Source organism: Streptomyces sp. NBC_01622 (genome assembly GCF_045209635.1).
Taxonomy (GTDB): domain Bacteria; phylum Actinomycetota; class Actinomycetes; order Streptomycetales; family Streptomycetaceae; genus Streptomyces.
The window spans coordinates 8,945,764-8,968,549 of the sequence record NZ_CP109293.1 but is presented as its reverse complement, the minus strand read 5'-3'; the positions used below and the strand labels follow the sequence as shown (position 1 = coordinate 8,968,549).

The following is a 22,786-nucleotide window of genomic DNA, read 5'->3' as shown; positions in this document are numbered from 1 at the left end:
CAGACGGAGCCCAGCCGAAGGAGCAGCCCCACGGTGGCACGAGGCAGCACCCGCCCCACGAGCCGCGACGTCGCCCAGGTCGCGGGGGTGTCACAGGCCGCGGTCTCGCTGGTGCTCGGCGACAAGTGGCGGGGCCGCGTCTCGGAGACCACCGCCGAACGCGTCCGGGAGGCCGCACGCGACCTGGGGTACCGCCCCAACCTCGCGGCCCGCAATCTCAGGCTGGGACGCACCCGTACCGTCCTCCTGGTCGTCCCCGCGCTGACCACGGAGTTCTTCGCCGGCGTCTACACCGGCGCCGCCCGGGTCGCCGCCGAACACGGCTTCGGCGTGGTCCTCTACCCCTCCCCCGAGGGCATCGGCCCCGCCCGCGACCCGTTCGCCTCCGCGCAAGCCGCCCTGGACGGCGTCATCGCCTCCTCCATGGCCGCCGACGCCCTCAGCGCGATCCGCGGCGACCAGCTGCCCCTGGTGATGCTCGACAGCGACCCGGAGGGCAGCCTCGGCGCGGCGACCGTCAATCTGGACATCGGCGACGGCGTCCGCCAGGTCGCCGACCATCTGCTGGCCCTGGGCCACCGCCACTTCCTCCACCTCGCCGCGGACATCCCGTCCTGGACCTTCGAGGTACGCGCGCGTGAACTGGCGGCAAGGGTGGCCGAGTTCGAGGGCACCACGATCCGCACGACCCGCGCCCCCATCTCGATCGAGGGCGCCCTGACCGCCGCCGAGGCCGCACTCTCGGCACCGGGACCCCGGCCCACCGCCCTGGTCTGCGACGACGACAAACTCGCCGCCGGCGCCTACAAGGCCGCCCGTCGCCTCGGCCTGCGCATCCCGGAGGACGTGTCGATCACCGGCCTGGACGACCTCGCCCTGGCCACCGCCATCGACCCGGAGCTGACGACGGTCCGCCTCGACGCCGAACTCTTCGGGGAACAGGGCATGCGCGCCCTCCTGGCGGTCCTGGACGGCCGTGTACCGGAGGAGGGGGACATCCCGGTGGAACTGGTCGTACGAGGCTCCACGGCGCCGCCGGGCGGCCTCTGACGCCCCGCTACGCCCGTGCGCCCCGGCCGATGACCGGCCGGGGCGCACGAAGGGCTCTGCGAGGGGCGAACGCCCACTCACTTCTCGGCGTCGTCCTCGCCGTCGTCGTCGGACTCCGACGACGCGTCCGCGCTCTCACCGAGCAGCCGGGACAGCTCGCCGCCGACGATCCGCTTGAACTTGCGGGCCTGCGGGCGGGTACGGTCCAGCACCGCGACCTCCAGGCGCTCGGCGGGGATCTCCCGCTCGCTGCCGTTCGTGTCGCGGGACAGGGACTGCACTGCCAGCTTGAGGGCCTCCGCGAGCGTCATGCCGTCGCGGTGCCGCTGATCCAGATAGCTGCTGATCGTCTCCGCGTTGCCGCCGACCGCGACCGAGCCGTGCTCGTCCACGATCGAACCGTCGTGCGGCAACCGGTAGATCTGATCGCCGTCGGAGGTGTCCCCGACCTCCGCGACGACCAGCTCCACCTCGTACGGCTTCTCGGCCGCGCTGGAGAAGATCGTGCCGAGCGTCTGGGCGTAGACATTGGCGAGACCGCGGGCGGTCACATCCGCACGGTCGTAGGTGTAACCGCGCATGTCGGCGTAGCGCACGCCGCCGATCCGCAGGTTCTCGTACTCGTTGTATTTTCCGGCGGCCGCGAACCCGATCCGGTCATAGATCTCGCTGAACTTGTGCAGCGCACGGGACGGGTTCTCGCCGACGAAGACAATGCCGTCGGCGAACTGCAGCACGACCAGGCTGCGGCCACGGGCGATGCCCTTGCGGGCGTACTCCGCCCGGTCGGCCATGGCCTGCTGGGGTGAGACATAGAACGGCGTCGACACCGGTATCCGTCCCTCTCTTTAAAGTTCCGTCGAAGTCACTGGATCACCTTGATGAGAACGGGCCCGCGGTCAGAGCAGCGCGGCGCGCGGGCCGTCGGGCTGCTGCAGTCGCCGCTCCAGGATCGAGGCGGCGATCTCGGAGGACTCGTCGTCGGTGAGCCGACGGAAGCCGTCCTCGGTGATCACGGTGACGATCGGGTAGATCCGGCGGGCCACATCGGGACCACCGGTCGCCGAGTCGTCGTCAGCGGCGTCGTAGAGGGCCTGCACCACGAGGGTCGTGGCCTCGGACTCGGTCAGTCCGTCGTGGAAGAGCTTCTTCATGGCGCTGCGGGCGAAGACCGAGCCGGAGCCGGTGGCCGCGTAGCCGTGCTCCTGGGAACGGCCGCCCGTCACGTCGTAGGAGAAGATGCGGCCGACGCCGCGGTCCACGTCGAAGCCGGCGAAGAGCGGGACCACGGCCAGGCCCTGCATGGCCATGCCGAGGTTGGAACGGATCATGGTGGACAGTCGGTTCGCCTTGCCCTCCAGGGAGAGCTGGGCGCCTTCGACCTTCTCGAAGTGCTCCAGCTCCAACTGGAAGAGCCTGACCATCTCGACGGCGAGGCCGGCGGTGCCGGCGATACCGACGGCCGAGTACTCGTCCGCCGGGAAGACCTTCTCGATGTCCCGCTGTGCGATGACATTGCCCATGGTGGCCCGTCGGTCACCCGCGAGCACCACGCCGCCGGGGAACGTGACGGCGACGATGGTCGTGCCGTGCGGGGCCTCGATGACACCCTGGGTGGGCGGCAGCTGCCGGTTGCCCGGGAGCATCTCCGGCTGGTGGTCGGAGAGAAAGTCCATGAAGGACGACGACCCAGGCGTCAGGAAGGCAGCTGGTAGACGCCCGGTGCTACGAGTGTTGGCTTCCACGCGTTTCCTTCCAGGTAGTCGGCAGCTCGGTACGCAGCTGCGGGGTCATCCCTCAACAGGCCGATGCCGGAATTGCAGTTGAAGCACAGTACGCCACGGACCCTACCCGTCTGGTGGCAGTGATCCACATGAACGGCAGGAGCTTTCAAACAGATCGCGCGGAGCCCCATTTGGGAGGCGATCATCTCGTCCCGCTCGGCCAAGGTGATGCCGTACTTGCGCTTGAAGTAACTTTGCTGGTTCCGGTCAGCCCGGCACGCCTTGCAGTAACTCGCGTAGCCATCTGACGTCGTCGCGTTGGGTTCCCACTCCGAGTGGGCCTTGATCTCCCCGCACCGAGGACAGCGCTTGTGTCCGCGCGGCACTGGCACCTTGGCACGGACAGTCTTGCCCTTTGCCTCCTGGCGCCGCCGGTAGTACTCAGCAGAGCACTCGCGGCAGTACGCCTGAAGTCCGTCACGCATGGCCTTGTTCTTGGCGAAGGCTGCCCGCGGCAAGATCCGACTGCAACGCGGGCAACCTCTCCCGTTGGCCAATTCGGACATTACGCCCTATTCGCCACCCTTCTGGACAAACGACCTCACGAAGTCCTCGGCATTCTCCTCGAGGACATCGTCGATCTCATCCAGAACCGAGTCGACATCGTCGCTCAGCTTCTCGTGGCGCTCCTTGAGATCCTCCGAAGCTTCCGCCTCGACGGTCTGCTCCTCGACCTCCTCGGTAGAGCGCGTCGCCTTCTGCTGTCCGCCGCCGGTGTCCTTGGTCGCCATAACCCTCACCCCGCTCGGTTCGACGTTCTTGATCAGACCCTACTTGCAGGGACTGACATCGGCCCCGCAGTTCCTACAACGTACGGCGGCCACCTCGATGATTCCCGGCCACCGGACATTCCACCCTGTCCGGAGCTCCGGATCCGAGGGTCCTGTCAGCCGCCCGACAGGACCCTGACCAGGTCTTCCGCCGTACGACAGCGGTCCAGAAGCTCCTTGACGTGATTACGCGTTCCGCGAAGCGGTTCCAGGGTTGGGACGCGCTGGAGCGAGTCCCGGCCCGGGAGGTCGAAGATCACGGAGTCCCAGGAGGCCGCCGCGACATCGTCGGCGTACTGCTCCAGGCAGCGTCCGCGGAAGTACGCGCGCGTGTCCTCCGGCGGCGTCGTACGCGCCCGCTCGACCGTGTCCTCGTCCAGCAGCCGTTTGATACGGCCGCGGGCCACCAGGCGGTTGTAGAGGCCCTTGTCGGCCCGTACATCGGCGTACTGGAGGTCGACCAGCTGCAGCCGGGCCGCGTCCCAGTCGAGGTCGTCCCGGCGCCGGTAGCCCTCCATGAGCTCCCGCTTGGCGACCCAGTCCAGCTCGCCGGCCAGGCTCATCGGGTCGTTCTCCAGGCGGTTGAGCGTGTCCTCCCAGCGGGCGAGGACGTCCTTGGTCTGGTCGTCCGCGTCGGAGCCGTAGCGCTCCTCCACGTACTTGCGGGACAGCTCGAAGTACTCCATCTGCAGCTGGACCGCGGTGAGTGTCCGGCCGCTGCGGAGGGTGACCAGGCGCTTGAGGGTGGGGTCGTGGGAAACCTGGTGGAGGGTGCGGACCGGCTGGTCCACGGCCAGGTCCACCGCGATGAAACCGTCCTCGATCATGGAGAGGACCAGGGCCGTGGTGCCGAGCTTCAGATACGTCGAGATCTCGGAGAGGTTGGCGTCGCCGATGATCACGTGCAGGCGGCGGTACTTCTCGGCGTCCGCGTGCGGTTCGTCGCGGGTGTTGATGATCGGGCGCTTGAGGGTGGTCTCCAGACCGACCTCGACCTCGAAGTAGTCGGCGCGCTGGCTGAGCTGGAAGCCGTGCTCGTGTCCGTCCTGGCCGATGCCCACGCGGCCGGCTCCGGTGACGACCTGTCGGGAGACGAAGAAGGGCGTCAGGTGGCGCACGATGTCCGAGAAGGGCGTCTCCCGCTTCATCAGATAGTTCTCGTGCGTGCCGTAGGAGGCGCCCTTGTTGTCGGTGTTGTTCTTGTAGAGGTGGATCGGCTGGGCACCGGGGAGTTGGGCGGCCCGCTCCGCGGCCTCCGCCATGATGCGTTCGCCGGCCTTGTCCCACAGAACGGCGTCCATGGGGTTGGTGACTTCGGGGGAGCTGTACTCCGGGTGTGCGTGGTCGACGTAGAGGCGCGCGCCGTTGGTGAGGATGACATTGGCGAGGCCGATGTCCTCGTCGGTGAGCTGGGTGGAGTCGGCGGCCTCCCGGGCGAGGTCGAAGCCTCGCGCGTCCCGCAGCGGATTCTCCTCCTCGAAGTCCCAGCGGGCCCGCCGGGCCCGGTGCATCGCCGCCGCGTAGGCGTTGACGATCTGGGACGAGGTGAGCATGGCATTGGCGTTGGGGTGGCCGGGGACGGAGATTCCGTACTCCGTCTCGATGCCCATTACTCGCCGTACGGTCATGCGGCCCTCCTTGCCCGGCGGCGCCCTCGGTCGGGGGCGCCGCTCAAGTACCGCTGGCGCTCCGGTGCGTGTGCGGTGCCCGTCCCCGCACTGCGCGACTCGGCGGTACCGAAGAGCCTAGAACGGCTTTGCGCTGGTGGGGAGATCATTTGCGTCATTGCCTTGCGCGCCCCTTGTCGCGGTCATGGCCTGAAAAACAGTTGGCTGCGGGTACCCGCCTAGGGCACCCGCAGCCACCCTGCTTTTTACAGGTACTGACCGGTGTTCGCCACCGTGTCGATGGAGCGTCCGGTGTCGGCGCCCTGCTTGCCGGTGATGAGCGTACGGATGTAGACGATCCGTTCGCCCTTCTTTCCGGAGATCCGGGCCCAGTCGTCCGGGTTGGTGGTGTTGGGCAGGTCCTCGTTCTCCTTGAACTCGTCCACGCACGCCTGGAGGAGGTGGGAGACGCGGATGCCCTTCTGCTTGTGGTCGAGGAAGTCCTTGATGGCCATCTTCTTGGCCCGGCCCACGATGTTCTCGATCATCGCGCCGGAGTTGAAGTCCTTGAAGTAGAGGACTTCCTTGTCACCGTTGGCGTAGGTGACCTCCAGGAAGCGGTTCTCCTCGGATTCCGTGTACATGTGTTCCACGGCCGTCTGGATCATGCTCTGGACGGTGGTGGTCTTGTCGCCGCTGTGCTCGCCGACGTCGTCGGGGTGGAGTGGGAGGCGTTCGGTGAGGTACTTGCCGAAGATGTCCTTGGCGGCCTCGGCGTCGGGACGTTCGATCTTGATCTTCACGTCCAGGCGGCCGGGGCGCAGGATGGCGGGGTCGATCATGTCCTCGCGGTTCGAGGCGCCGATGACGACCACGTTCTGCAGGCCTTCCACGCCGTCGATCTCGGCGAGCAGCTGGGGGACGATGGTGTTCTCCACGTCCGAGCTGACACCGGATCCGCGGGTGCGGAAGAGGGATTCCATCTCGTCGAAGAAGACGATGACGGGAGTGCCCTCGCTGGCCTTCTCACGGGCACGCTGGAAGACGAGGCGGATCTGCCGCTCGGTCTCGCCGACGTACTTGTTGAGGAGCTCGGGGCCCTTGATGTTGAGGAAGAAGCTCTTGCCGGTGGCCTGTCCGGTGACCTCGGCGACCTTTTTGGCCAGCGAGTTGGCGACGGCCTTGGCGATGAGCGTCTTTCCGCATCCGGGAGGCCCGTAGAGCAGGACGCCCTTGGGCGGCCGCAGTTCGTGCTCCTTGAAGAGGTCGGGGTAGAGGTACGGGAGCTCGACCGCGTCGCGGATCATCTCGATCTGGCCGCCCAGACCGCCGATCTGCTCGTAGCCGATGTCGGGGACCTCTTCGAGGACGAGTTCCTCGACCTCGCTCTTCGGGACGATCTCGTAGACGTAGCCGGAACGGGGTTCGAGCAGCAGGGCGTCGCCGGGGCGGATGGTGATGTCCAGCAGTGGCTCGGCGAGCCGCACCACCCGCTCCTCGTCGGTGTGCCCCACCACGAGGGCGCGTTCGCCGTCTTCAAGGATCTCCTTGAGGGTGACGATGTCGCCGACGCGCTCGTACTCCATGGCCTCGACCACGTTGAGCGCTTCGTTGAGCATTACTTCCTGGCCGCGGCGGAGCTCTTCGAGATCCACGCTTGGGCTGACGTTCACCCGGAGTTTGCGGCCGCCGGTGAAGATGTCCGCGGTGCCGTCCTCGTTGGCCACGAGGAAGACTCCGAAGCCGGCCGGTGGCTGTGCGAGCCGGTCGACCTCTTCCTTGAGGGCCACGATCTGGTCGCGGGCCTCACGGAGCGTGTTGGCGAGTCGCTCGTTCTGGGCGGACACTCCGGCCAGATTGGTCTGCAGCTCGACGATCCGCTCTTCGAGAATCCTCGTGTGTCGCGGAGAGTCGGCGAGCTTACGTCGCAGGACGGCGATCTCCTGCTCAAGGTAGGCAATCTGCCCGGACGGGTCGTCGGACCCTCGTCCCGGGCGGATGCCGCGGTTCATGTCGTCGTCGTGGGCTGCCACGGTCCTCACCTCCTCCAAGGGGAGCTGGACGCTTCCAGACCCTACCTGGGTGGGTGTCGATTGAAACCCCTAGATCACAAAGACTGTCAAGGTGTGTCGTCGGTCACCCTGCGCTCTCCCTCACGCCGTCTGAATACCCACTCAACGTGATTCAGAAGCCGACTGTTCCAAGGGTGGGTCGGTCAAAATCCTTCATGGGGGACGTGAGTTGCCGTGACGACGGGTTCGGGGCCCGGCGAAATCCCGCCGGGGCGCCCCCTGACGGAGAGTGTCCGGGCGGACGTTGCCCGTCATGTCGTGGCGTGAAACCAGGGATCTCCAGGAAGTGTCGCCGGGGTGCGCGGAGGTAGGGTCGAAGTGTTCAACACCCGGCGGAAGCAGGAGACATCACCGTGCAGGACGAGGCCGCGGCCGACGGCGAGGCGCTGGAGGTCTGGATCGACCAGGACCTCTGTACCGGCGACGGCATCTGCGCCCAGTACGCCCCCGAGGTCTTCGAGCTGGACATCGACGGTCTGGCCTATGTGAAGAGCCCGGACGACGAGCTGCTGCAGGACAAGGGCGCCACCACGCCCGTGCCGCTGCCGCTGCTGGTCGACGTGGTGGACTCCGCCAAGGAGTGTCCCGGCGACTGCATTCATGTCCGCCGGGTCGCGGACCGGGTCGAGGTCTACGGCCCCGACGCGGCCTGAGGGCCCCTGAGTCGGCGGGGCCCGGGCGTCAGATGCTCTGGGTGTTGCCCGGCGTGGAGCGGACGAACGCGCCGTTCTTCCACTGCCACTTCGCGCTCTCCTTGACGTCCGGGCAGCAACTGGGCACGTCCTGGGTCGAGTAGCCGAGCATTGTCGCGAGTACGGCGCCGTCGCGTACGGCGAACTCGGTGACCGTCTCCCGGGCTTTCGGCGCGATCAGGGTGGCCACCACGCGCGGCGTGGCGGCATGCGCGGCCTGGGTCAGGACGTAGACGCCGTCGGGCGGGGTGCCCATGCCGGCGTCGCAGTGGACCACGGCGACCGTCTCCGGCCTGCCGTCGCCGTCGAGGTCGCCGGAGGCCTGCTTCTGGACCACGGCCTTCTGGGGACCGCACTGGATGGGGAAGTCGACCCCTGTGGTCGCGGGGGCCGCGACGGTGGCGGGCTTCGCCTGCGGGCCGGAGGCCTGGACGGCGCGCGCCGAATCGGGCTGCAGGACCGAGGAGAGCGCCACGACGGCGGCGAGTGCCGTGGCCGTGGCGACCCAGTGGATGGGCCGGGTGTTCGTGTGTGCCAGTTCCAGTTCCGGGACGGCGGAGTGCTGCACTAGGAGTGTCTCCTGTGAGGGCTGTGCCGGTGGGGGTGGCCTGCATGGTGCCACACGTCACAATGCGGGGGAACGGCGGGGTCGACAGTTCGCTCGCGTGATCGCCCGGGCGGGTTCGGCCGTGGCGGTACGTCAGAAGAAAGACGCCGTGGCCGAGTTCCGGAGGTCTTCCGGGAACTCGGCCACGGCGTTCGTGCGTTGAGTGCGGCACAGGGCCGCCAAGGGCGCTGCGCGGCAGGAGCTAGCGGCCTGCTCCGCCGTCGGCGTTCGGGCCGTTGTAGTCGTCGCCGTAGGCGCCCTTGGAGGGACGGCGGCGCCGCATGGGGGGCTCGACGCCGTCCGCGAGGCGGCGGGCTGTGAGGAGGAAGCCGGTGTGGCCGATCATGCGGTGGTCTGGGCGGACGGCCAGGCCCTCGACGTGCCAGTTGCGCAGCATCGTCTCCCAGGCGGTCGGCTCGTTGAAGGAGCCGATCTCGCGGATGGACTCGACGGTCCGCGCGAGCTGGGTGGTGGTCGCGACGTAGCAGCACAGGATGCCGCCGGGCACGAGCGCCTTGGAGACGGCCTCCAGGCACTCCCAGGGGGCGAGCATGTCGAGGATGACGCGGTCCACGTCCGTGTCGGACAGGTTGTCCTGGAGGTCGCCGACGGTGAGCTGCCAGGCGGGGTGCGGGCCGCCGAAGTAGCGCTCCACGTTCTGCTGGGCGATCTCGGCGAAGTCCTCGCGGCGCTCGTAGGAGTGCAGCATGCCCTGGTCGCCGATGGCGCGCAGCAGGAAGCTGCTGAGCGAGCCGGAGCCCACGCCCGCTTCCACGACGCGGGCGCCGGGGAAGATGTCCGCGAAGGACAGGATCTGCCCCGCGTCCTTGGGGTAGACCACGGCGGCGCCGCGGGGCATGGACAGGACGTAGTCGGGGAGCAGGGGGCGCAGCGCGAGGTAGGCGACGTTTCCGGTGGTGCGGACAACGCTGCCCTCGGGTGCGCCGATCAGCTCGTCGTGCGGGAAGGAACCCTTGTGGGTGTGGAAGTTCTTCCCCGCTTCGAGCGTGAACGTGTAGTGGCGGCCCTTGGGGTCGGTCAGCTGAACCTGGTCCCCGACCTTGAAGGGCCCGCGCCTGCGGGCGGCACCGGTCGGTTCGGACATGTGACCAGCCTACCGGCGATTGCGGGGGCCGCCGACCACGCGCGCGTGCCTCAGTTCGGGCGGGCCATGGCCTTCACGAAGGCGCGCTCCACGTCGGCCGCGGACAGGACGCCGTAGATCTCGCCGGTCTCCTCGACCACGAGGTATTCGGTGGCGGGGGTCGCGCGCAGGGTGTCGAGGAGGTCCTCGCCGGCCAGTTCCGCGGAGACGCGCATGCCCTCGGTGAGGTCCTGCGCGAGGCCGCTGACGGAGACCCAGGGGCGGCGGTGTTCGGGGACGCCGACGATGGCGGCCTCGCGGACGAGGGAGAGGGGCTGGCCGTCGGCGTCGACGACGACCAGGGCGCGGGCGCCGGCGGCGTTGGCGCGACGCAGGGCCTCGGAGAGGGGGGTGTTGGTCTCGACGGGTACCGCGCGGCGGGTGAGGTTGCGGGCGCGGAGGTCCGGGAGGTGCTCGCGCAGCCGGGCCATACGGAGGCTGTTGCCGGCGCCGGTCCAGATGATCGCGGCGAGGATCGCGGCCAGGAGGGCGTCCGTGACGGTGTCCATGCCGCTGATGTCCTCGGTGTTGGTGCCGAGGGCGCCGGTCTGGGTGAGCAGCGGGAGGCCGATCAGGACGGAGACGGCGAGGGCCCGGCCGACCCAGGCGGCGGCGATCGTGCCGCTCATGGGCCTGCCGGTGATCTTCCAGACGACGGCGCGGAGCATCCGGCCGCCGTCGAGGGGCAGGCCCGGCAGGAGGTTGAAGGCGGCCACGATGAGGTTGGAGACCATCAGGCCGGCCAGCAGGACGCCTGGGACCGTGCCGGGCTCCACGGGCTGCATGGCCAGGTAGAAGATGCCCGAGAGGATCAGCGAGAGCAGGGGGCCGACGAAGGCCAGCACGAACTCCCTGCCGGGGGTCTCGGCCTCCTTCTCGATCTCGGAGACGCCGCCGAAGAACTGCAACTGGATGCGGCGGACCGGGAGTTTGAAGCGGAGGGCGGCGACGGTGTGGGCGAGTTCGTGCACCAGGACCGAGCCGTAGAAGGCGACCGCGAAGAAGAGGGCCACGAGGTAGCGGGCGGCGCCGAGTTCGGGCAGCACGCGGTCCAGCTGGCCGCCGAACACCCACGTGATGAGGGCCGCGACAAGGAACCAGCTGGGCGCCACGTAGACGGGCACCCCGAAGGGCCGCCCCATCAGCAGGCCCCCACCGGGCTCCTTGGGGCGCTGCGGGGGGCGTCCCTTGGGCATGGCGGGGCCGCCGGGGCGGGCGTCGGGGGGCGTGGGCGCGCCCGTGTGAGCGTGAGGCTCCGTGTGGGCGTGTGGGCGGTCGGGGGCCCGGTCGGTGGAGGGCTGGCCGGCATGAGGGGTGGTGCCCGCGTCGGGGGTGCCGGTCGCAGTGTCCGTGCGGTCGTGGGGGGCGGGGCTGGTGGACGGTGTGCCGGATACCGGTGTCGACGGGTCGGCGTTGGCGGCGGAGTCGGCGGACTGCGTGCCCGTTTCCGACGCCGCTGCGGCCTCGTGCGGGGCGGAGCCTGCGGACGGCGGGCCGTCGGGCGGAGTGGAGTCGCCGGACGGCGCGCCCGGCGCCGGGGCCAACGGGCCGTCGTGCGGGGCGGAGCCGATAGTCGGCGTGCCCGATACCGGCGCCGAGAGGCCGTCCTGCGGCTCGGGTCTGGTCGGCGGCGGGCCCGATCCCGGCGGCGGGCCGTCGCTCGCGGTGGGCCCGGGCCGCGGTGCCGTCTCGGCGTGATCCGGCGCCGTCGCCCCGGACGGACTCGGCGTCTCCGAGTGGTCGGGGGTGGCCGGCTCGGGTGGTGTGGTCGGCTTTGCGTGGCTCTTGGACGACGTGTCGGGGTCCTCGACGTGCCGGGTGGGCCTCTCGGTGCCGTTGGGGGGGGTGTCGTCGTGGTTCGGTTCGGGGGTGTCGTCGTGGTTCGGTTCGGGGGTGCCGGGATCGGCGGCCGGGGTCGTGGCACCCGTGGCGTGTTCGGTCGGCTCGTCGTTGCCGGACCGCGGCTGTGCGCTGCCGCCGCTCTCGTCCACGGTGTCCCCTCGTTCGAAGCGTCCTCCGCGCCAGCCGGGCGGAGGGGTCTCGGGTCGATGGTATGCGGCGGTCGCGACGCGTTCCGCCCCGGCACCCCCCGTGTTTCCCCGGCTGTCGCGGGCGCGTCGGCCGGGGGCGGGTCACTGTCAGTGGCGGGCCGTAAGGTCTGTGGGCATGGAGACGAGTGCGGAGGGCGTCGCGGGGACAGTCGGCGACGAGGGCGCGGCGGCGGAGCCGGGCGCGGAAGCGGCAGCAGGGACGGGGACGGTGGACGTGGTCGAGCGTGTCGCCATAGCGCCCGCCTCGCTGTCCCCCTCGCGTGCCAGCGACTTCATGCAGTGCCCGTTGCTGTACCGGTTCCGGGTGATCGACCGGCTGCCCGAGAAGCCCAGCGAGGCGGCGACTCGCGGGACTCTGGTGCACTCGGTCCTGGAGCGGCTCTTCGACGCGCCGGCCGCCGAGCGTACGGCGCCGCGTGCGAAGTCGCTGATCCCGGGGCAGTGGGACCGGCTGCGGGAGACCCGGCCGGAGGTCGTGGAGCTGTTCGCCGACGATCCGGAGGGCGAGCGGTTGGCGCGCTGGCTCGGGGAGGCGGAGCGGCTGGTGGAGCGCTGGTTCTCCCTTGAGGATCCGACGCGGCTGGAGCCGGCCGAGCGCGAGATGTTCGTCGAGGCCGAGCTGGACTCGGGGCTGAAGCTGCGCGGGATCATCGACCGGGTCGATGTGGCGCCCACGGGTGATGTGCGGATCGTCGACTACAAGACGGGCAAGGCGCCTCGGCCGGAGTACGCCGAGGGCGCGCTGTTCCAGATGAAGTTCTACGCGCTGGTGGTCTGGCGGCTGAAGCAGGTCGTCCCACGGCGGCTCCAGCTGGTGTATCTGGGCAGCGGGGACGTGCTGACCTACGACCCCGTCCTCGCGGATCTGGAGCGGGTGGAGCGCAAACTGCTGGCGCTGTGGGAGGCGATCCGGCTGGCCACGGAGACGGGCGAGTGGCTACCGCGGCCGACCAAGCTGTGCGGCTGGTGCGACCACCAGGCGGTGTGCCCGGAGTTCGGCGGCACTCCCCCGCCGTATCCGCTGCCGGTGCGGGTGGCCGACGCCGTTTCGGCCGACGGCAATGCGGCGGACGGCGACTCGGCAGGGGGCTAGGGGCAGTCGACGGCGTTTCAGCCGACGGCACAGCGCCCGGCGCTGAGTGCGTCGACGGTTGGCTGCGCGGGCCCTCCCCGTCGGCCCGGTCGGGTCCTCACGTGTCGCGCAGGGCAGAATGGGGCCGGGCTAGCGAAGGAGACTCACGTGGCCATCCGCGTCCTACTTGTCGACGACCAACCGCTGCTGCGCACCGGGTTCCGGATGATTCTGGAGGCTGAGCAGGATCTCGCGGTCGTCGGCGAGGCCGGTGACGGTCTGCAGGCACTCGACCAGGTGCGGGCTCTGCAGCCCGATGTCGTGCTGATGGACATCCGTATGCCGCGGATGGACGGGGTGGAGGCGACCCGGCAGATCACCGGTCCCGGGCGGGACGGCCCGGCGAAGGTGCTGGTGCTGACCACCTTCGACCTCGACGAGTACGTGGTGGAGGCGTTGCGGGCCGGTGCCAGTGGCTTCCTGCTGAAGGACGCGCCGGCGAACGAACTGGTGCAGGCGATCCGGGTGGTGGCCGCGGGTGAGGCCATGCTCGCGCCGAGCATCACACGGCGGCTGCTGGACAAGTACGCCGGTCATCTGCCGTCCGGTGACGAGCCGGTGCCGGACGCCCTGCACACGCTGACCGAGCGCGAGGTCGAGGTGCTGAAGCTGGTGGCGCGCGGGCTGTCGAACGCGGAGATCGCCGCCGATCTGTTCGTCAGCGAGACCACTGTCAAGACGCATGTGGGGCACGTCCTCACCAAGCTGGGCCTGCGCGACCGGGTGCAGGCGGCGGTGTACGCGTACGAGAGCGGGCTGGTACGCCCCGGCGCGCAGTAGACGCCGTAAAGACCGGGTACGAGCGGAGAGGGCGCCCCTTCCTGACAGGGGCGCCCTCTCCGTGTCTGCGGGGCGGGTTCAGCTCTTGCTGAGTTCCCAGAAGCGGAACACCGTCGAGGCAGTACTCGAGGCCGTAGACGTTGTCGCGGGTGACCGCGTACTGCTTGGCCTGCCAGACCGGGAGGACGGGCAGTTGGTCGGCGACGATGTCCTGGATCTTGGCATAGTCGTTGTCCGTGGCGCCGCGGTCGCTCTGGGCGGCGGTGCGCGGGATGAGCGTGCCGGTGATCGTGTTGTTGGTGTAGTTGTTGCTCAGCACGTTGCCCTTGCCGAATGGCGTTGAGCTGTCCCGCGATGGCCTTCAACTCCTGGTCGGTGGCGGGGCCGTAGCGGGACGGGGTGGACCAGAGGGTCAGTTTCACCTTGTCGGTGATGCCGGCCGACTCCAGCGCGGCCCGCGCCTCGGCCTTGGAGGGGTGGGCGCCGTAGGTGTCGAAGAAGGACGTGGTGTGTCCGGCGATGCCTGCCGGGACGATGGAGTAGAGCGTGGTCGCCGTGTCCTTGTAGACGTCCCGGATGAGGGCGTCGCGGTCGAGGAGGTGGGCGATGGCCTTGCGGACGCCGAGTTGTCCGGCTACGGGGTCGTCCATGTTGAAGACCAGGTGCTGGACCTCGGCGCTGCTGCCCTCGACGACCTCGACGCCGTCGCTGTCGTCGGAGTTCTCGATGTCCGAGATGTCGGTGGCGGTCAGGCCGCGGTAGGCGATGTCGGCCTTGTTGTCGAGCAGGGCCGTCTTCAGTGCTGCTTGGTCGCCGTGGAAGAACTTGAGGGTGACGCCGGAGTTCTTGAGTTCGGCGGTGCCCTTGTAGTTGTCGTTGACGGAGAAGACGGCCTCGTCGTCGTTGTACGAGTCGAGTGTGTACGGGCCGGAGCCGAACGCCCGGCCGTCCTCGCGGAGCCCGTTGGCGGCGTACTGGGTGTGGTCGACGATCGAGCCGGCGCCGGAGGCGAGCTTGCTCGGGAAGGTGGCGTCGGAGGTGTTGAGCCGGAAGACAACCGCCTTCGCGTCCGGTGTCTCGACCTTGTCGAGCATCGGGAACATGATCGCGGGGCCGGCCGGGTCGTTGATCTTCAGCATGCGGTCGAAGGAGAACCTGACGTCCTTCGAGGTGAGCGCGTCGCCGTTGCTGAACTTGAGGCCGGCTTTGAGGGTGCACCGGTGGACGCGGGCCCGGGTGTCCGTGAAGGAGCACTCCTTGGCGGCCTCGGGCTGTGGTTCGGTGCCGCCCTTGGGGAAGCTGAGCAGCGACTGGAAGACGTTGTTGAACAACAGCCAGGAGCCGGGGTCGTAGCCTGCGGCGGGGTCGGTGGCCAGGACGTCGTCGGACATTCCCATGACCACGGAGGAGCCGGTGTCCGAGGAGCCGGTGTCCGAGGAGCCGCCGGTCGCGGTGCCGCATCGCGTCGACAGGCCGGTGGCCAGACCCGCCGCGATCGGCAGGACTGGCCACCGGTGGAGCTTGTTCACTGCGTGTGCCTTGTCGTTGTTTCTCCGAAGCCCGGAGCCGCGCCCCGGGCCCCGGGCACATTCGGGAGCGTCAGGCGGTCACACGCCGCGGCCGAGCTCCCACAACTGGAGGGTCGAGGAGGAGTTGAGCACATACGCGGTGCCCGTGATGTCGTCGCGGGCGGCGACGTACTGCTTGCCCTGCCACAGCGGGATCAGCGGGACGTCCGAGGCGACGATGTCCTGGATGCTGGTGAGGCTCTTGCCGGCGGCGAGCCGGTCGGCCTCGCGGCGGGACTCCGGGATCAGGGTCTTGATGATCTCGGGGTTGCTGTACGGCAGCTTCAGGAAGTTGTCCGTGTCGAGGAACGGCGCGAGGTAGTTGTCGGCGTCGGGGAAGTCGGGGAACCAGCCCATGCCCCAGACGTCGTACGAGCCCTTGCGCTCGGCCGGGACGAACGTCGACCAGGGCTCGCCCTTGATGGTGACGTCGAACAGGCCGCTGCTGTTGAGCTGCGTCCGCAGCTGCTCGAACTCATCCTTGGTGGCCGAGCCGTAGTGGTCGGTCGTGTAGTGCAGCGTGAGCTTCACCGGGGTGATGATGTTGGCCTTGGTCAGCAGGGACTTGGCCTTGGTGGCGCTCGGGTTGCCGTACTTGTTGAAGAACGAGTTCGAGTGGCCGGTGATGGTCGCGGGGACCATCGAGTAGAGCGGCTCGGCCTCGGTGCCGTAGACCTTGGAGACGAGCTCGCCGCGGTCGATGAGCTGGGCCATCGCCTCGCGCACGGCCTTCGTCTTGACGGTCGCGGCGTCGGTGTTGAAGGCCAGGTAGCGGATTTCGAGACCGGGCATCTCGACGAGGTCGATGTTGCCGTTCGAGTTGTCGCCGAGCTTCTGGATCTGCTCCGGCGACATGGTGCGCGTCATCACGTCGATGTCGCCCTTGCTCAGCGCGGTGCCCATGGAGGTGGCGTCCGCGAAGGAGCGCATCTCGACCTTGCTGTTGTTCACCTGCAGAGTCCCCTTGTAGTTGGGGTTCTTGGTGAACGTGGCCGTGGTGATCGCGTCGTCCTTCTGGGCGACCGAGAGCGTGTACGGGCCGGAGCCGTCCACGCCGAAGCCGTCGCGCAGCTTGTCCTTCTGGTAGTCGTCGGGGTTCACGATGCCCGCGACCGGGGTGGACAGCTTGTACGGGAAGGTGGCGTCGGCCGTCTTCAGGTGGAAGATGACCTCGCGGTCGCCCTGGGTCTCGACGGTGTCGACGGTCGACAGCAGGGCGAACACACCACTGTCGGCCTTGATACGCATCGCGCGGTCGATGGAGTACTTCACATCGGCCGCGGTGATCTTGTTGCCGTTGGCGAACTTCAGACCCTCGCGCAGGGTGCAGGCGTAGCGCTCGCTGCCGGTGTCGGTGAAGCCGCACTTCTCGGCGGCCTCGGGGACCGGGTCGCCCTCGCCCTTGGGCTGGATCATCAGGGTCTGCACGGTCTGGCGCAGGATGTTCCAGGTGCCGACGTCGTAGGCGTAGGCGGGGTCGAGCGGCGCCGGAGCGTCCTTGGTCGCCTCGAACCGGTCCGTGGTGCCGACGACTATCGCTCCGTCGCCGGAACTCCCGCTGCCGGAACCGCCACAGGCGGCGAGCACCGGCGCGAGCAGGCCGACGACGGCCGGCAGCACCAAAGTCTTGCGGTTCATGCTCGAAGTTCTCCAGAGCTGTTCGAGTCCGTGTACCCGGCATGCATGGGGTGGTGACGCCGAATCACGGGGGTAAGGGCGATGTTCTCGCGTTGAGATTAGTCCGGCCCCGCACAGGGGCTCGCGGCCACCGTAGTTGAGTTCCCATCACGCTGCGGAACCGGCTGTGGACAGACCGAAAACCCGTCGGCGGAAGGATTAGTGCAGCGTTTCACCAATCGGGACACAACGGTGCGTGATCGGCCTCAGAAATGGGGTGAACAGCACAGGACGGCGGCGATGTCGACTCCCGTACACGTGGGGAACCTCACACCGTCAACTCGGTTGGGGAGCACCCGAATTCGACCGGTCGACCGAGTGCGAATTCCTTTCCCATTGGACTTTGCACGCTCGGTGAACGACTGACGCATTTCCGTCATCGGTCGGTCATCAGTCCCCGCAGAAATGCCAGGTCGACGACTTCCAGCGAGGTCACGACGGTGCGCCGGGCGGCCGGGGCGATGGGCTGCACGGACGGTACGGCCACCACCAGACAGCCCGCCGCCTCCGCCGCCGCGACACCGGTCGCGGTGTCCTCCACGACCGCGCAGCGGGCCGGGTCGACGCCGAGGCGGGCGGCGGCGAACAGATACGGGTCGGGGTACGGCTTGGTGCGCGCCACCTCGTCGCCTGCGACCGTCAGCGCGAAGTGCTGGGGGCCGAGCGCGGTCAGGACGCGGTCGATGATGCGCCGGTGCGAGGCGGAGACCAGGGCGGTGGGGATCTCGTACTCGGAGAGCTCGGCCAGGAGTCTGGCGGCGCCCGGCATCAGCGGCAGGGCCCGCCCGATGCGGTCCTCGAAGCCCGCGTTGAGCAGGACGGACAGCTCGGCCAGGGTGATGTCGGCGCCGGTGGCCTCGATCAGGAAACCGGCGCTGCGGGTCATGGGGCCGCCGACCACGACATGGCGCCAGGAGTCGTCGAGGGTGTGTCCGAGGGCGGCGAAGACATCGACCTCGACGTCCCACCAGAACCCCTCGGTGTCCACCAGGGTGCCGTCCATGTCGAGGAGTACGGCCTGAAGCGCCGAGCCTTCGGCCGTACGGGTTCCGAGCGCGGGGACCGTGCTGGTCATCCTGGCGCACCTCCTTGAGGGACGATCAGGCCGGTCGCCTCTTTTTCACAGAGAGGCAACCGGCCTGCGGTGGACCGACCAGTGTACGACTTATCCGATCAACGTGCGTTGAAGTACTTCGCCTCGGGGTGGTGGATGACGATCGCGTCCGTGGACTGCTCCGGGTGCAGCTGGAACTCCTCCGACAGGTGGACGCCGATGCGCTCGGGCTCCAGCAGGTCGGCGATCTTCGCGCGGTCCTCCAGGTCGGGGCAGGCGCCGTAGCCGAGGGAGAAGCGGGCGCCCCGGTACTTGAGGGCGAACATGTCCTCGACGTCCGTGGGGTCCTCGCCGGCGAAGCCCAGCTCGGAACGCACGCGCGCGTGCCAGTACTCGGCGAGCGCCTCGGCCAACTGGACGGACAGGCCGTGCAGTTCGAGGTAGTCGCGGTAGGAGTTGGACTCGAAGAGCTTGGCGGTCTCCTCGCCGATGCGGTTGCCGACGGTGACGATCTGGAAGCCGACGACGTCCTTCTCGCCGGACTCCTCGGGCCGGAAGAAGTCGGCCAGGCAGAGCCGGCGGCCACGGCGCTGGCGCGGGAAGGTGAAGCGGGTCCGCTCGTTGCCCTCGTCGTCCAGGATGATCAGGTCGTCGTCCTTGGACACGCAGGGGAAGTAGCCGTAGACGACGGCCGCTTCGAGGAGGTTGTCGGTCTGGAGCCGGTCCAGGAGGCCGCGCAGCCGGGGGCGGCCCTCTGTCTCCACCAGTTCCTCGTACGACGGTCCCTCGCCCGTACGGGCCTGCTTGAGGCCCCACTGGCCCTTGAAGAGGGCGCCCTCGTCCAGCCAGGAGGCGTACTCCTTGAGCTGGATGCCCTTGATGACCCGGGTGCCGCGGAACGGCGGGGTGGGGATCGGGTTGTCGACGGCGACGTCGGAGCGGACGTGGCCCTCCTCGGGGCGCTCCTCGACCTCGACGGGGGCGCTCGCCCGCACCCTGCGCTGCTTGAGCTCGGGAAGCTTCGCGCCGGGCACGCCCCGCTTGACGCCGATGAGGGCGTCCATGAGGCGCAGGCCCTCGAACGCGTCGCGGGCGTAGCGGACTTCGCCCTCGTAGATCTCGTGCAGGTCCTGCTCGACGTAGGCACGGGTCAGCGCGGCGCCGCCCAGGATGACCGGGTAGTCGGCGGCCATCTTGCGCTGGTTGAGCTCCTGGAGGTTCTCCTTCATGATCACCGTGGACTTGACCAGGAGGCCCGACATGCCGATGACGTCGGCGCGGTGCTCCTCGGCGGCTTCCAGGATCGCGGAGACCGGCTGCTTGATGCCGAGGTTGACGACGTTGTAGCCGTTGTTGGACAGGATGATGTCGACGAGGTTCTTGCCGATGTCGTGGACGTCGCCGCGCACGGTGGCGAGCACGATGGTGCCCTTGCCCTCGGCGTCCGACTTCTCCATGTGCGGTTCGAGATAGGCGACCGCTGTCTTCATGACCTCGGCGGACTGGAGCACGAACGGCAGCTGCATCTGGCCGGAGCCGAACAGCTCGCCGACGACCTTCATGCCGTCCAGGAGTGTCTCGTTGACGATGTCGAGGGCGGGGCGGGTCTCCAGGGCCTCGGCGAGGTCGGTCTCCAGGCCGTTCTTCTCGCCGTCGATGATCCGGCGCTTGAGCCGCTCGTCCAGCGGGAGGGCGGCCAGTTCCTCTGCGCGGCCCGCCGTCCGGGACTTGGTGGTGGCGCCCTCGAAGAGGGCCATCAGCTTCTGGAGGGGGTCGTAGCCCTCGGCGCGGCGGTCGTGGATGAGGTCGAGGGCGGTCTGCACCTCCTCCTCGGTGAAGCGGGCGATCGGGAGGATCTTCGAGGCGTGGACGATCGCCGAGTCGAGGCCGGCCTTGACGCACTCGTCGAGGAAGACGGAGTTGAGCAGGACGCGCGCGGCCGGGTTGAGGCCGAAGGAGATGTTGGACAGGCCCAGGGTGGTCTGGACGTCCGGGTGGCGGCTCTTGAGTTGGCGGATGGCCTCGATGGTGGCGATGCCGTCGCCGCGGGACTCCTCCTGGCCGGTGCAGATGGTGAAGGTCAGGGTGTCGATGAGGATGTCCGACTCGTGGATGCCCCAGTTCGTCGTGAGGTCCTCGATCAGCCGCTCGGCGATGGCGACCTTGTGCTCCGGGGTGCGGGCCTGGCCCTCCTCGTCGATGGTCAGCGCGATGAGCGCGGCGCCGTGTTCCTGGGCCAGCTTGGTGACCTTCGCGAAGCGGGACTCGGGGCCGTCGCCGTCCTCGTAGTTGACGGAGTTGATGACCGCGCGGCCGCCGAGCTTCTCCAACCCGGCCCGGATGACGGCGACTTCGGTGGAGTCGAGGACGATCGGCAGGGTGGAGGCGGTGGCGAAGCGGCCGGCCAGCTCCTCCATGTCGGCGACTCCGTCGCGGCCCACGTAGTCCACGCAGAGATCCAGCATGTGGGCGCCCTCGCGAATCTGGTCGCGGGCCATCTCCACACAGTCGTCCCAGCGGGCCTCCAGCATGGCCTCGCGGAACTTCTTCGAGCCGTTGGCGTTGGTGCGCTCGCCGATCGCCATGTAGGCGGTGTCCTGGCGGAACGGGACCGTCTGGTAGAGGGAGGCGGCGCCGGGCTCGGGCTGGGGGTGGCGCTCGGTGGGGGTGGCCTCGCGGACCCGCTCGACGAGCTGGCGCAGGTGCTCGGGGGTGGTGCCGCAGCAGCCGCCGACCAGGTTCAGGCCGTAGTCGCGGACGAAGTGCTCCTGCGCGTCCGCCAGGCCCTCGGGGTCGAGCGGGAAGTGGGCGCCGTCCTTGGTGAGGATGGGCAGACCCGCGTTCGGCATGCACAGCAGCGGGGTGCGGGAGTGGCGGGCCAGATAGCGCAGGTGCTCGCTCATCTCGGCCGGGCCCGTCGAGCAGTTCAGGCCGATCATGTCGATGCCGAGGGGCTCCAGCGCGGTGAGCGCGGCGCCGATCTCGGAGCCAAGGAGCATGGTGCCGGTGGTCTCGAAGGCCATCGAGACCAGCAGGGGTACGTCGACGCCGGTCGCCTCCATGGCGCGGCGGGCGCCCAGGATCGACGACTTGGTCTGGAGGAGGTCCTGGGTGGTCTCCACGATCAGGGCGTCGGCGCCACCGGCGAGGAGGCCCTCGGCGTTCGCCTGGAAGCCGTCGCGGAGGGTGGCGTAGCCGATGTGGCCGAGGGTGGGCAGCTTGGTGCCGGGGCCGATGGAGCCGAGGACCCAGCGGCGGCGGCCGTCGCGGGCGGCGAAGTCGTCGGCGGTCTCGCGGGCGATGCGGGCACCGGACTCGGAGAGTTCGTGGACGCGGTCGGCGATGTCGTACTCGGCCATCGCGGAGTGGTTGGCGCCGAAGGTGTTCGTCTCGACGCAGTCGACGCCCGCGCCGAAGTACGCCTCGTGGACCGAGCGGACGATGTCCGGGCGGGTGATGTTCAGGATCTCGTTGCAGCCTTCGAGGTTCTCGAAGTCGTCGAGAGTGGGGTCCTGCGCCTGGAGCATGGTGCCCATGGCTCCGTCGGCTACCACCACACGGGTGGCGAGTGCCTCTCGGAGCTCGGACACACGGGTCCGGCTGTCGGCAGAAGGGGTCAGTGGCGACGAGGCCATGAAGGGGCTCCCTGGAGTGCGACGGCTGTCGGCTTTGCGGCTTCCCCTGGAACCTCTCACGGAACTCCCCGGGGAGCTTGCACGCGGCAAGGGTAACGGGGTCGGGCGGGAGAATGCTCGGCACGTCCATGGGGCGGACCGGGTGACGGGCGGATCAACCCCGTCTAGGTTCTCCCGACGAGTGTCGTAACAGGTGTCGACCGACCATTGGCGGGAGGTCGGCATGGACCGGTAGTGTTCGACATTGCCGAACGGCGGCGGCTGCGTCGCGCGTCGGCGGTCGAACGGGACGGAGGCAGTACGGCGATGGCACGGAACATCCAGTCGCTCGAACGGGCGGCCGCGATGCTGCGCCTGCTCGCGGGCGGCGAGCGACGGCTCGGCCTCTCGGACATCGCCTCGTCGCTCGGTCTGGCCAAGGGCACCGCCCACGGCATCCTGCGCACCCTCCAGCAAGAGGGCTTCGTCGAGCAGGACGAAGCCTCCGGGCGCTATCAGCTGGGCGCGGAACTGCTGCGGCTGGGCACCACCTATCTCGACGTGCACGAACTGCGGGCGCGCGCCCTGGTGTGGACGGACGACCTGGCCCGCTCCAGCGGCGAGAGCGTGCACCTGGGCGTCCTGCACCAGCAGGGCGTCCTGATCGTGCACCACGTCTTCCGGCCCGACGACAGCCGGCAGGTCCTGGAGATCGGGGCCATGCAGCCGCTGCACTCCACGGCTCTGGGCAAGGTGTTGTCGGCCTACGACCCGGTCGCGCACAGCGAGGTCCTGGAGGCCGACCGCAAGCCCTTCACCGAGCGCACGGTGTCCGAGCTCGCCGACTTCGAGCACGTCCTGGACGTCACGCGCGCGCGTGGGTACGCGGCCGACGTCGAGGAGACCTGGGAGGGCGTCGCGTCCATCGCCGCGCCCATCCACGACCGGCGGCGCATGCCGGTCGGCGCGGTGGGCATCACGGGCGCCGTGGAGCGGCTGTGCCGGCCCGACGAGGACGGCGCGCTGCGGCCCGAGCTGATCGCCGCGGTACGGGACTGCGCCCGCGCGGTGTCGCGGGACCTGGGCGCCGGGCGGTTCTGACCTCAGCGGATTCACAGCGAGAGCTCACCGGAACGTTATGGGGACATTCCGGTATTAGTCGTACCCTGGATGGCAAAGTCGGC

17 protein-coding genes and 1 pseudogene are annotated in these 22,786 nt (G+C 69.1%); 5 read left to right on the top strand and 13 right to left on the bottom strand.

Annotated elements, in window-relative coordinates:
- Positions 1-33 precede the first annotated feature (33 nt).
- Entirely contained in the window at positions 34-1,050 is a 1,017-nt protein-coding gene (locus OH768_RS41575) for a LacI family DNA-binding transcriptional regulator (RefSeq protein WP_406461622.1), read from the top strand.
- A gap of 77 nt (positions 1,051-1,127) precedes the next feature.
- Here the strand turns inward: OH768_RS41575 and prcA are convergent, their stop codons facing one another.
- The 6 genes from prcA to arc all read right to left on the bottom strand — a co-directional run bounded on the left by prcA (position 1,128) and on the right by arc (position 7,244).
- A complete protein-coding gene (prcA, locus tag OH768_RS41570; protein ID WP_019066115.1) occupies positions 1,128-1,880 on the bottom strand; it encodes a proteasome subunit alpha in 753 nt (250 codons plus the stop codon).
- A gap of 69 nt (positions 1,881-1,949) precedes the next feature.
- Positions 1,950-2,795, bottom strand: a complete 846-nt coding sequence (gene prcB / locus OH768_RS41565) for a proteasome subunit beta (protein WP_317879858.1) — start codon at positions 2,793-2,795, stop codon at positions 1,950-1,952.
- Positions 2,747-3,340 (bottom strand): endonuclease VII domain-containing protein, encoded by a 594-nt coding sequence (locus OH768_RS41560; protein ID WP_406461619.1) that lies wholly within the window; start codon positions 3,338-3,340, stop codon positions 2,747-2,749. The genes prcB and OH768_RS41560 overlap by 49 nt, the downstream gene beginning before the upstream one ends.
- 6 nt (positions 3,341-3,346) lie before the next feature.
- Entirely contained in the window at positions 3,347-3,565 is a 219-nt protein-coding gene (locus tag OH768_RS41555; RefSeq protein ID WP_406461617.1) for a ubiquitin-like protein Pup, read from the bottom strand.
- Positions 3,566-3,720: 155 nt separating this feature from the next.
- Entirely contained in the window at positions 3,721-5,232 is a 1,512-nt protein-coding gene (gene dop, locus OH768_RS41550; protein WP_406461615.1) for a depupylase/deamidase Dop, read from the bottom strand.
- 245 nt (positions 5,233-5,477) lie between these two features.
- The gene (gene arc, locus OH768_RS41545) at positions 5,478-7,244 is read right to left on the bottom strand and encodes a proteasome ATPase (protein WP_019066111.1); all 1,767 of its coding nucleotides are present in this window, start codon (positions 7,242-7,244) and stop codon (positions 5,478-5,480) included.
- Positions 7,245-7,630: 386 nt separating this feature from the next.
- Between arc and OH768_RS41540 the strand changes: the two genes are divergently transcribed.
- Positions 7,631-7,936: a ferredoxin gene (locus OH768_RS41540; protein ID WP_043682010.1), complete on the top strand. Its 306-nt coding sequence runs from the start codon at positions 7,631-7,633 to the stop codon at positions 7,934-7,936.
- A gap of 28 nt (positions 7,937-7,964) precedes the next feature.
- On the opposite strand, the gene OH768_RS41535 is transcribed toward OH768_RS41540, so the two are convergent.
- From OH768_RS41535 to OH768_RS41525, 3 genes are all read right to left on the bottom strand, one after another.
- Positions 7,965-8,543: a hypothetical protein gene (locus OH768_RS41535; RefSeq protein ID WP_406461614.1), complete on the bottom strand. Its 579-nt coding sequence runs from the start codon at positions 8,541-8,543 to the stop codon at positions 7,965-7,967.
- A 241-nt stretch (positions 8,544-8,784) separates the two neighbouring features.
- Positions 8,785-9,687, bottom strand: coding sequence for a tRNA (adenine-N1)-methyltransferase (locus tag OH768_RS41530; protein ID WP_406461613.1), 903 nt, complete (start codon positions 9,685-9,687; stop codon positions 8,785-8,787).
- A gap of 50 nt (positions 9,688-9,737) precedes the next feature.
- Positions 9,738-11,297, bottom strand: a complete 1,560-nt coding sequence (locus OH768_RS41525; protein WP_406465666.1) for a site-2 protease family protein — start codon at positions 11,295-11,297, stop codon at positions 9,738-9,740.
- A 595-nt stretch (positions 11,298-11,892) separates the two neighbouring features.
- Here OH768_RS41525 and OH768_RS41520 point away from each other — a divergent pair.
- Complete coding sequence (locus OH768_RS41520; RefSeq protein ID WP_406461611.1) at positions 11,893-12,870, top strand: RecB family exonuclease; 978 nt, start codon at positions 11,893-11,895, stop codon at positions 12,868-12,870.
- Positions 12,871-13,017: 147 nt separating this feature from the next.
- Complete coding sequence (locus OH768_RS41515) at positions 13,018-13,689, top strand: response regulator transcription factor (protein ID WP_019066105.1); 672 nt, start codon at positions 13,018-13,020, stop codon at positions 13,687-13,689.
- Positions 13,690-13,767: 78 nt separating this feature from the next.
- On the opposite strand, the pseudogene OH768_RS41510 reads toward OH768_RS41515, so the two are convergent.
- The 4 genes and pseudogenes from OH768_RS41510 to metH form a co-directional block, all read right to left on the bottom strand.
- A pseudogene (locus tag OH768_RS41510) lies at positions 13,768-15,218 on the bottom strand (ABC transporter substrate-binding protein).
- 78 nt (positions 15,219-15,296) lie between these two features.
- On the bottom strand, positions 15,297-16,895 hold the full coding sequence (locus tag OH768_RS41505) for an ABC transporter substrate-binding protein (protein WP_406461610.1): 1,599 nt from the start codon (positions 16,893-16,895) through the stop codon (positions 15,297-15,299).
- A gap of 415 nt (positions 16,896-17,310) precedes the next feature.
- On the bottom strand, positions 17,311-18,009 hold the full coding sequence (locus tag OH768_RS41500; RefSeq protein ID WP_406461608.1) for an HAD family hydrolase: 699 nt from the start codon (positions 18,007-18,009) through the stop codon (positions 17,311-17,313).
- A gap of 98 nt (positions 18,010-18,107) precedes the next feature.
- Complete coding sequence (gene metH / locus OH768_RS41495; protein ID WP_406461607.1) at positions 18,108-21,623, bottom strand: methionine synthase; 3,516 nt, start codon at positions 21,621-21,623, stop codon at positions 18,108-18,110.
- 306 nt (positions 21,624-21,929) lie between these two features.
- On the opposite strand from metH, the gene OH768_RS41490 reads away from it, so the two are divergent.
- Positions 21,930-22,703: an IclR family transcriptional regulator gene (locus OH768_RS41490; RefSeq protein ID WP_406465664.1), complete on the top strand. Its 774-nt coding sequence runs from the start codon at positions 21,930-21,932 to the stop codon at positions 22,701-22,703.
- The last annotated feature ends 83 nt before the right edge of the window (positions 22,704-22,786 follow it).

Excerpts from the sequence above, each read along its gene's own strand:
- OH768_RS41560 (WP_406461619.1), bottom strand. The coding sequence starts at position 3,340 with ATGTCCGAATTGGCCAACGGGAGAGGTTGCCCGCGTTGCAGTCGGATC.
- OH768_RS41555 (WP_406461617.1), bottom strand. The coding sequence starts at position 3,565 with ATGGCGACCAAGGACACCGGCGGCGGACAGCAGAAGGCGACGCGCTCT.
- dop (WP_406461615.1), bottom strand. The coding sequence starts at position 5,232 with ATGACCGTACGGCGAGTAATGGGCATCGAGACGGAGTACGGAATCTCC.
- OH768_RS41530 (WP_406461613.1), bottom strand. The coding sequence starts at position 9,687 with ATGTCCGAACCGACCGGTGCCGCCCGCAGGCGCGGGCCCTTCAAGGTC.
- OH768_RS41520 (WP_406461611.1), top strand. The coding sequence starts at position 11,893 with ATGGAGACGAGTGCGGAGGGCGTCGCGGGGACAGTCGGCGACGAGGGC.
- OH768_RS41505 (WP_406461610.1), bottom strand. The coding sequence starts at position 16,895 with ATGAACCGCAAGACTTTGGTGCTGCCGGCCGTCGTCGGCCTGCTCGCG.
- OH768_RS41500 (WP_406461608.1), bottom strand. The coding sequence starts at position 18,009 with ATGACCAGCACGGTCCCCGCGCTCGGAACCCGTACGGCCGAAGGCTCG.
- metH (WP_406461607.1), bottom strand. The coding sequence starts at position 21,623 with ATGGCCTCGTCGCCACTGACCCCTTCTGCCGACAGCCGGACCCGTGTG.
- OH768_RS41490 (WP_406465664.1), top strand. The coding sequence starts at position 21,930 with ATGGCACGGAACATCCAGTCGCTCGAACGGGCGGCCGCGATGCTGCGC.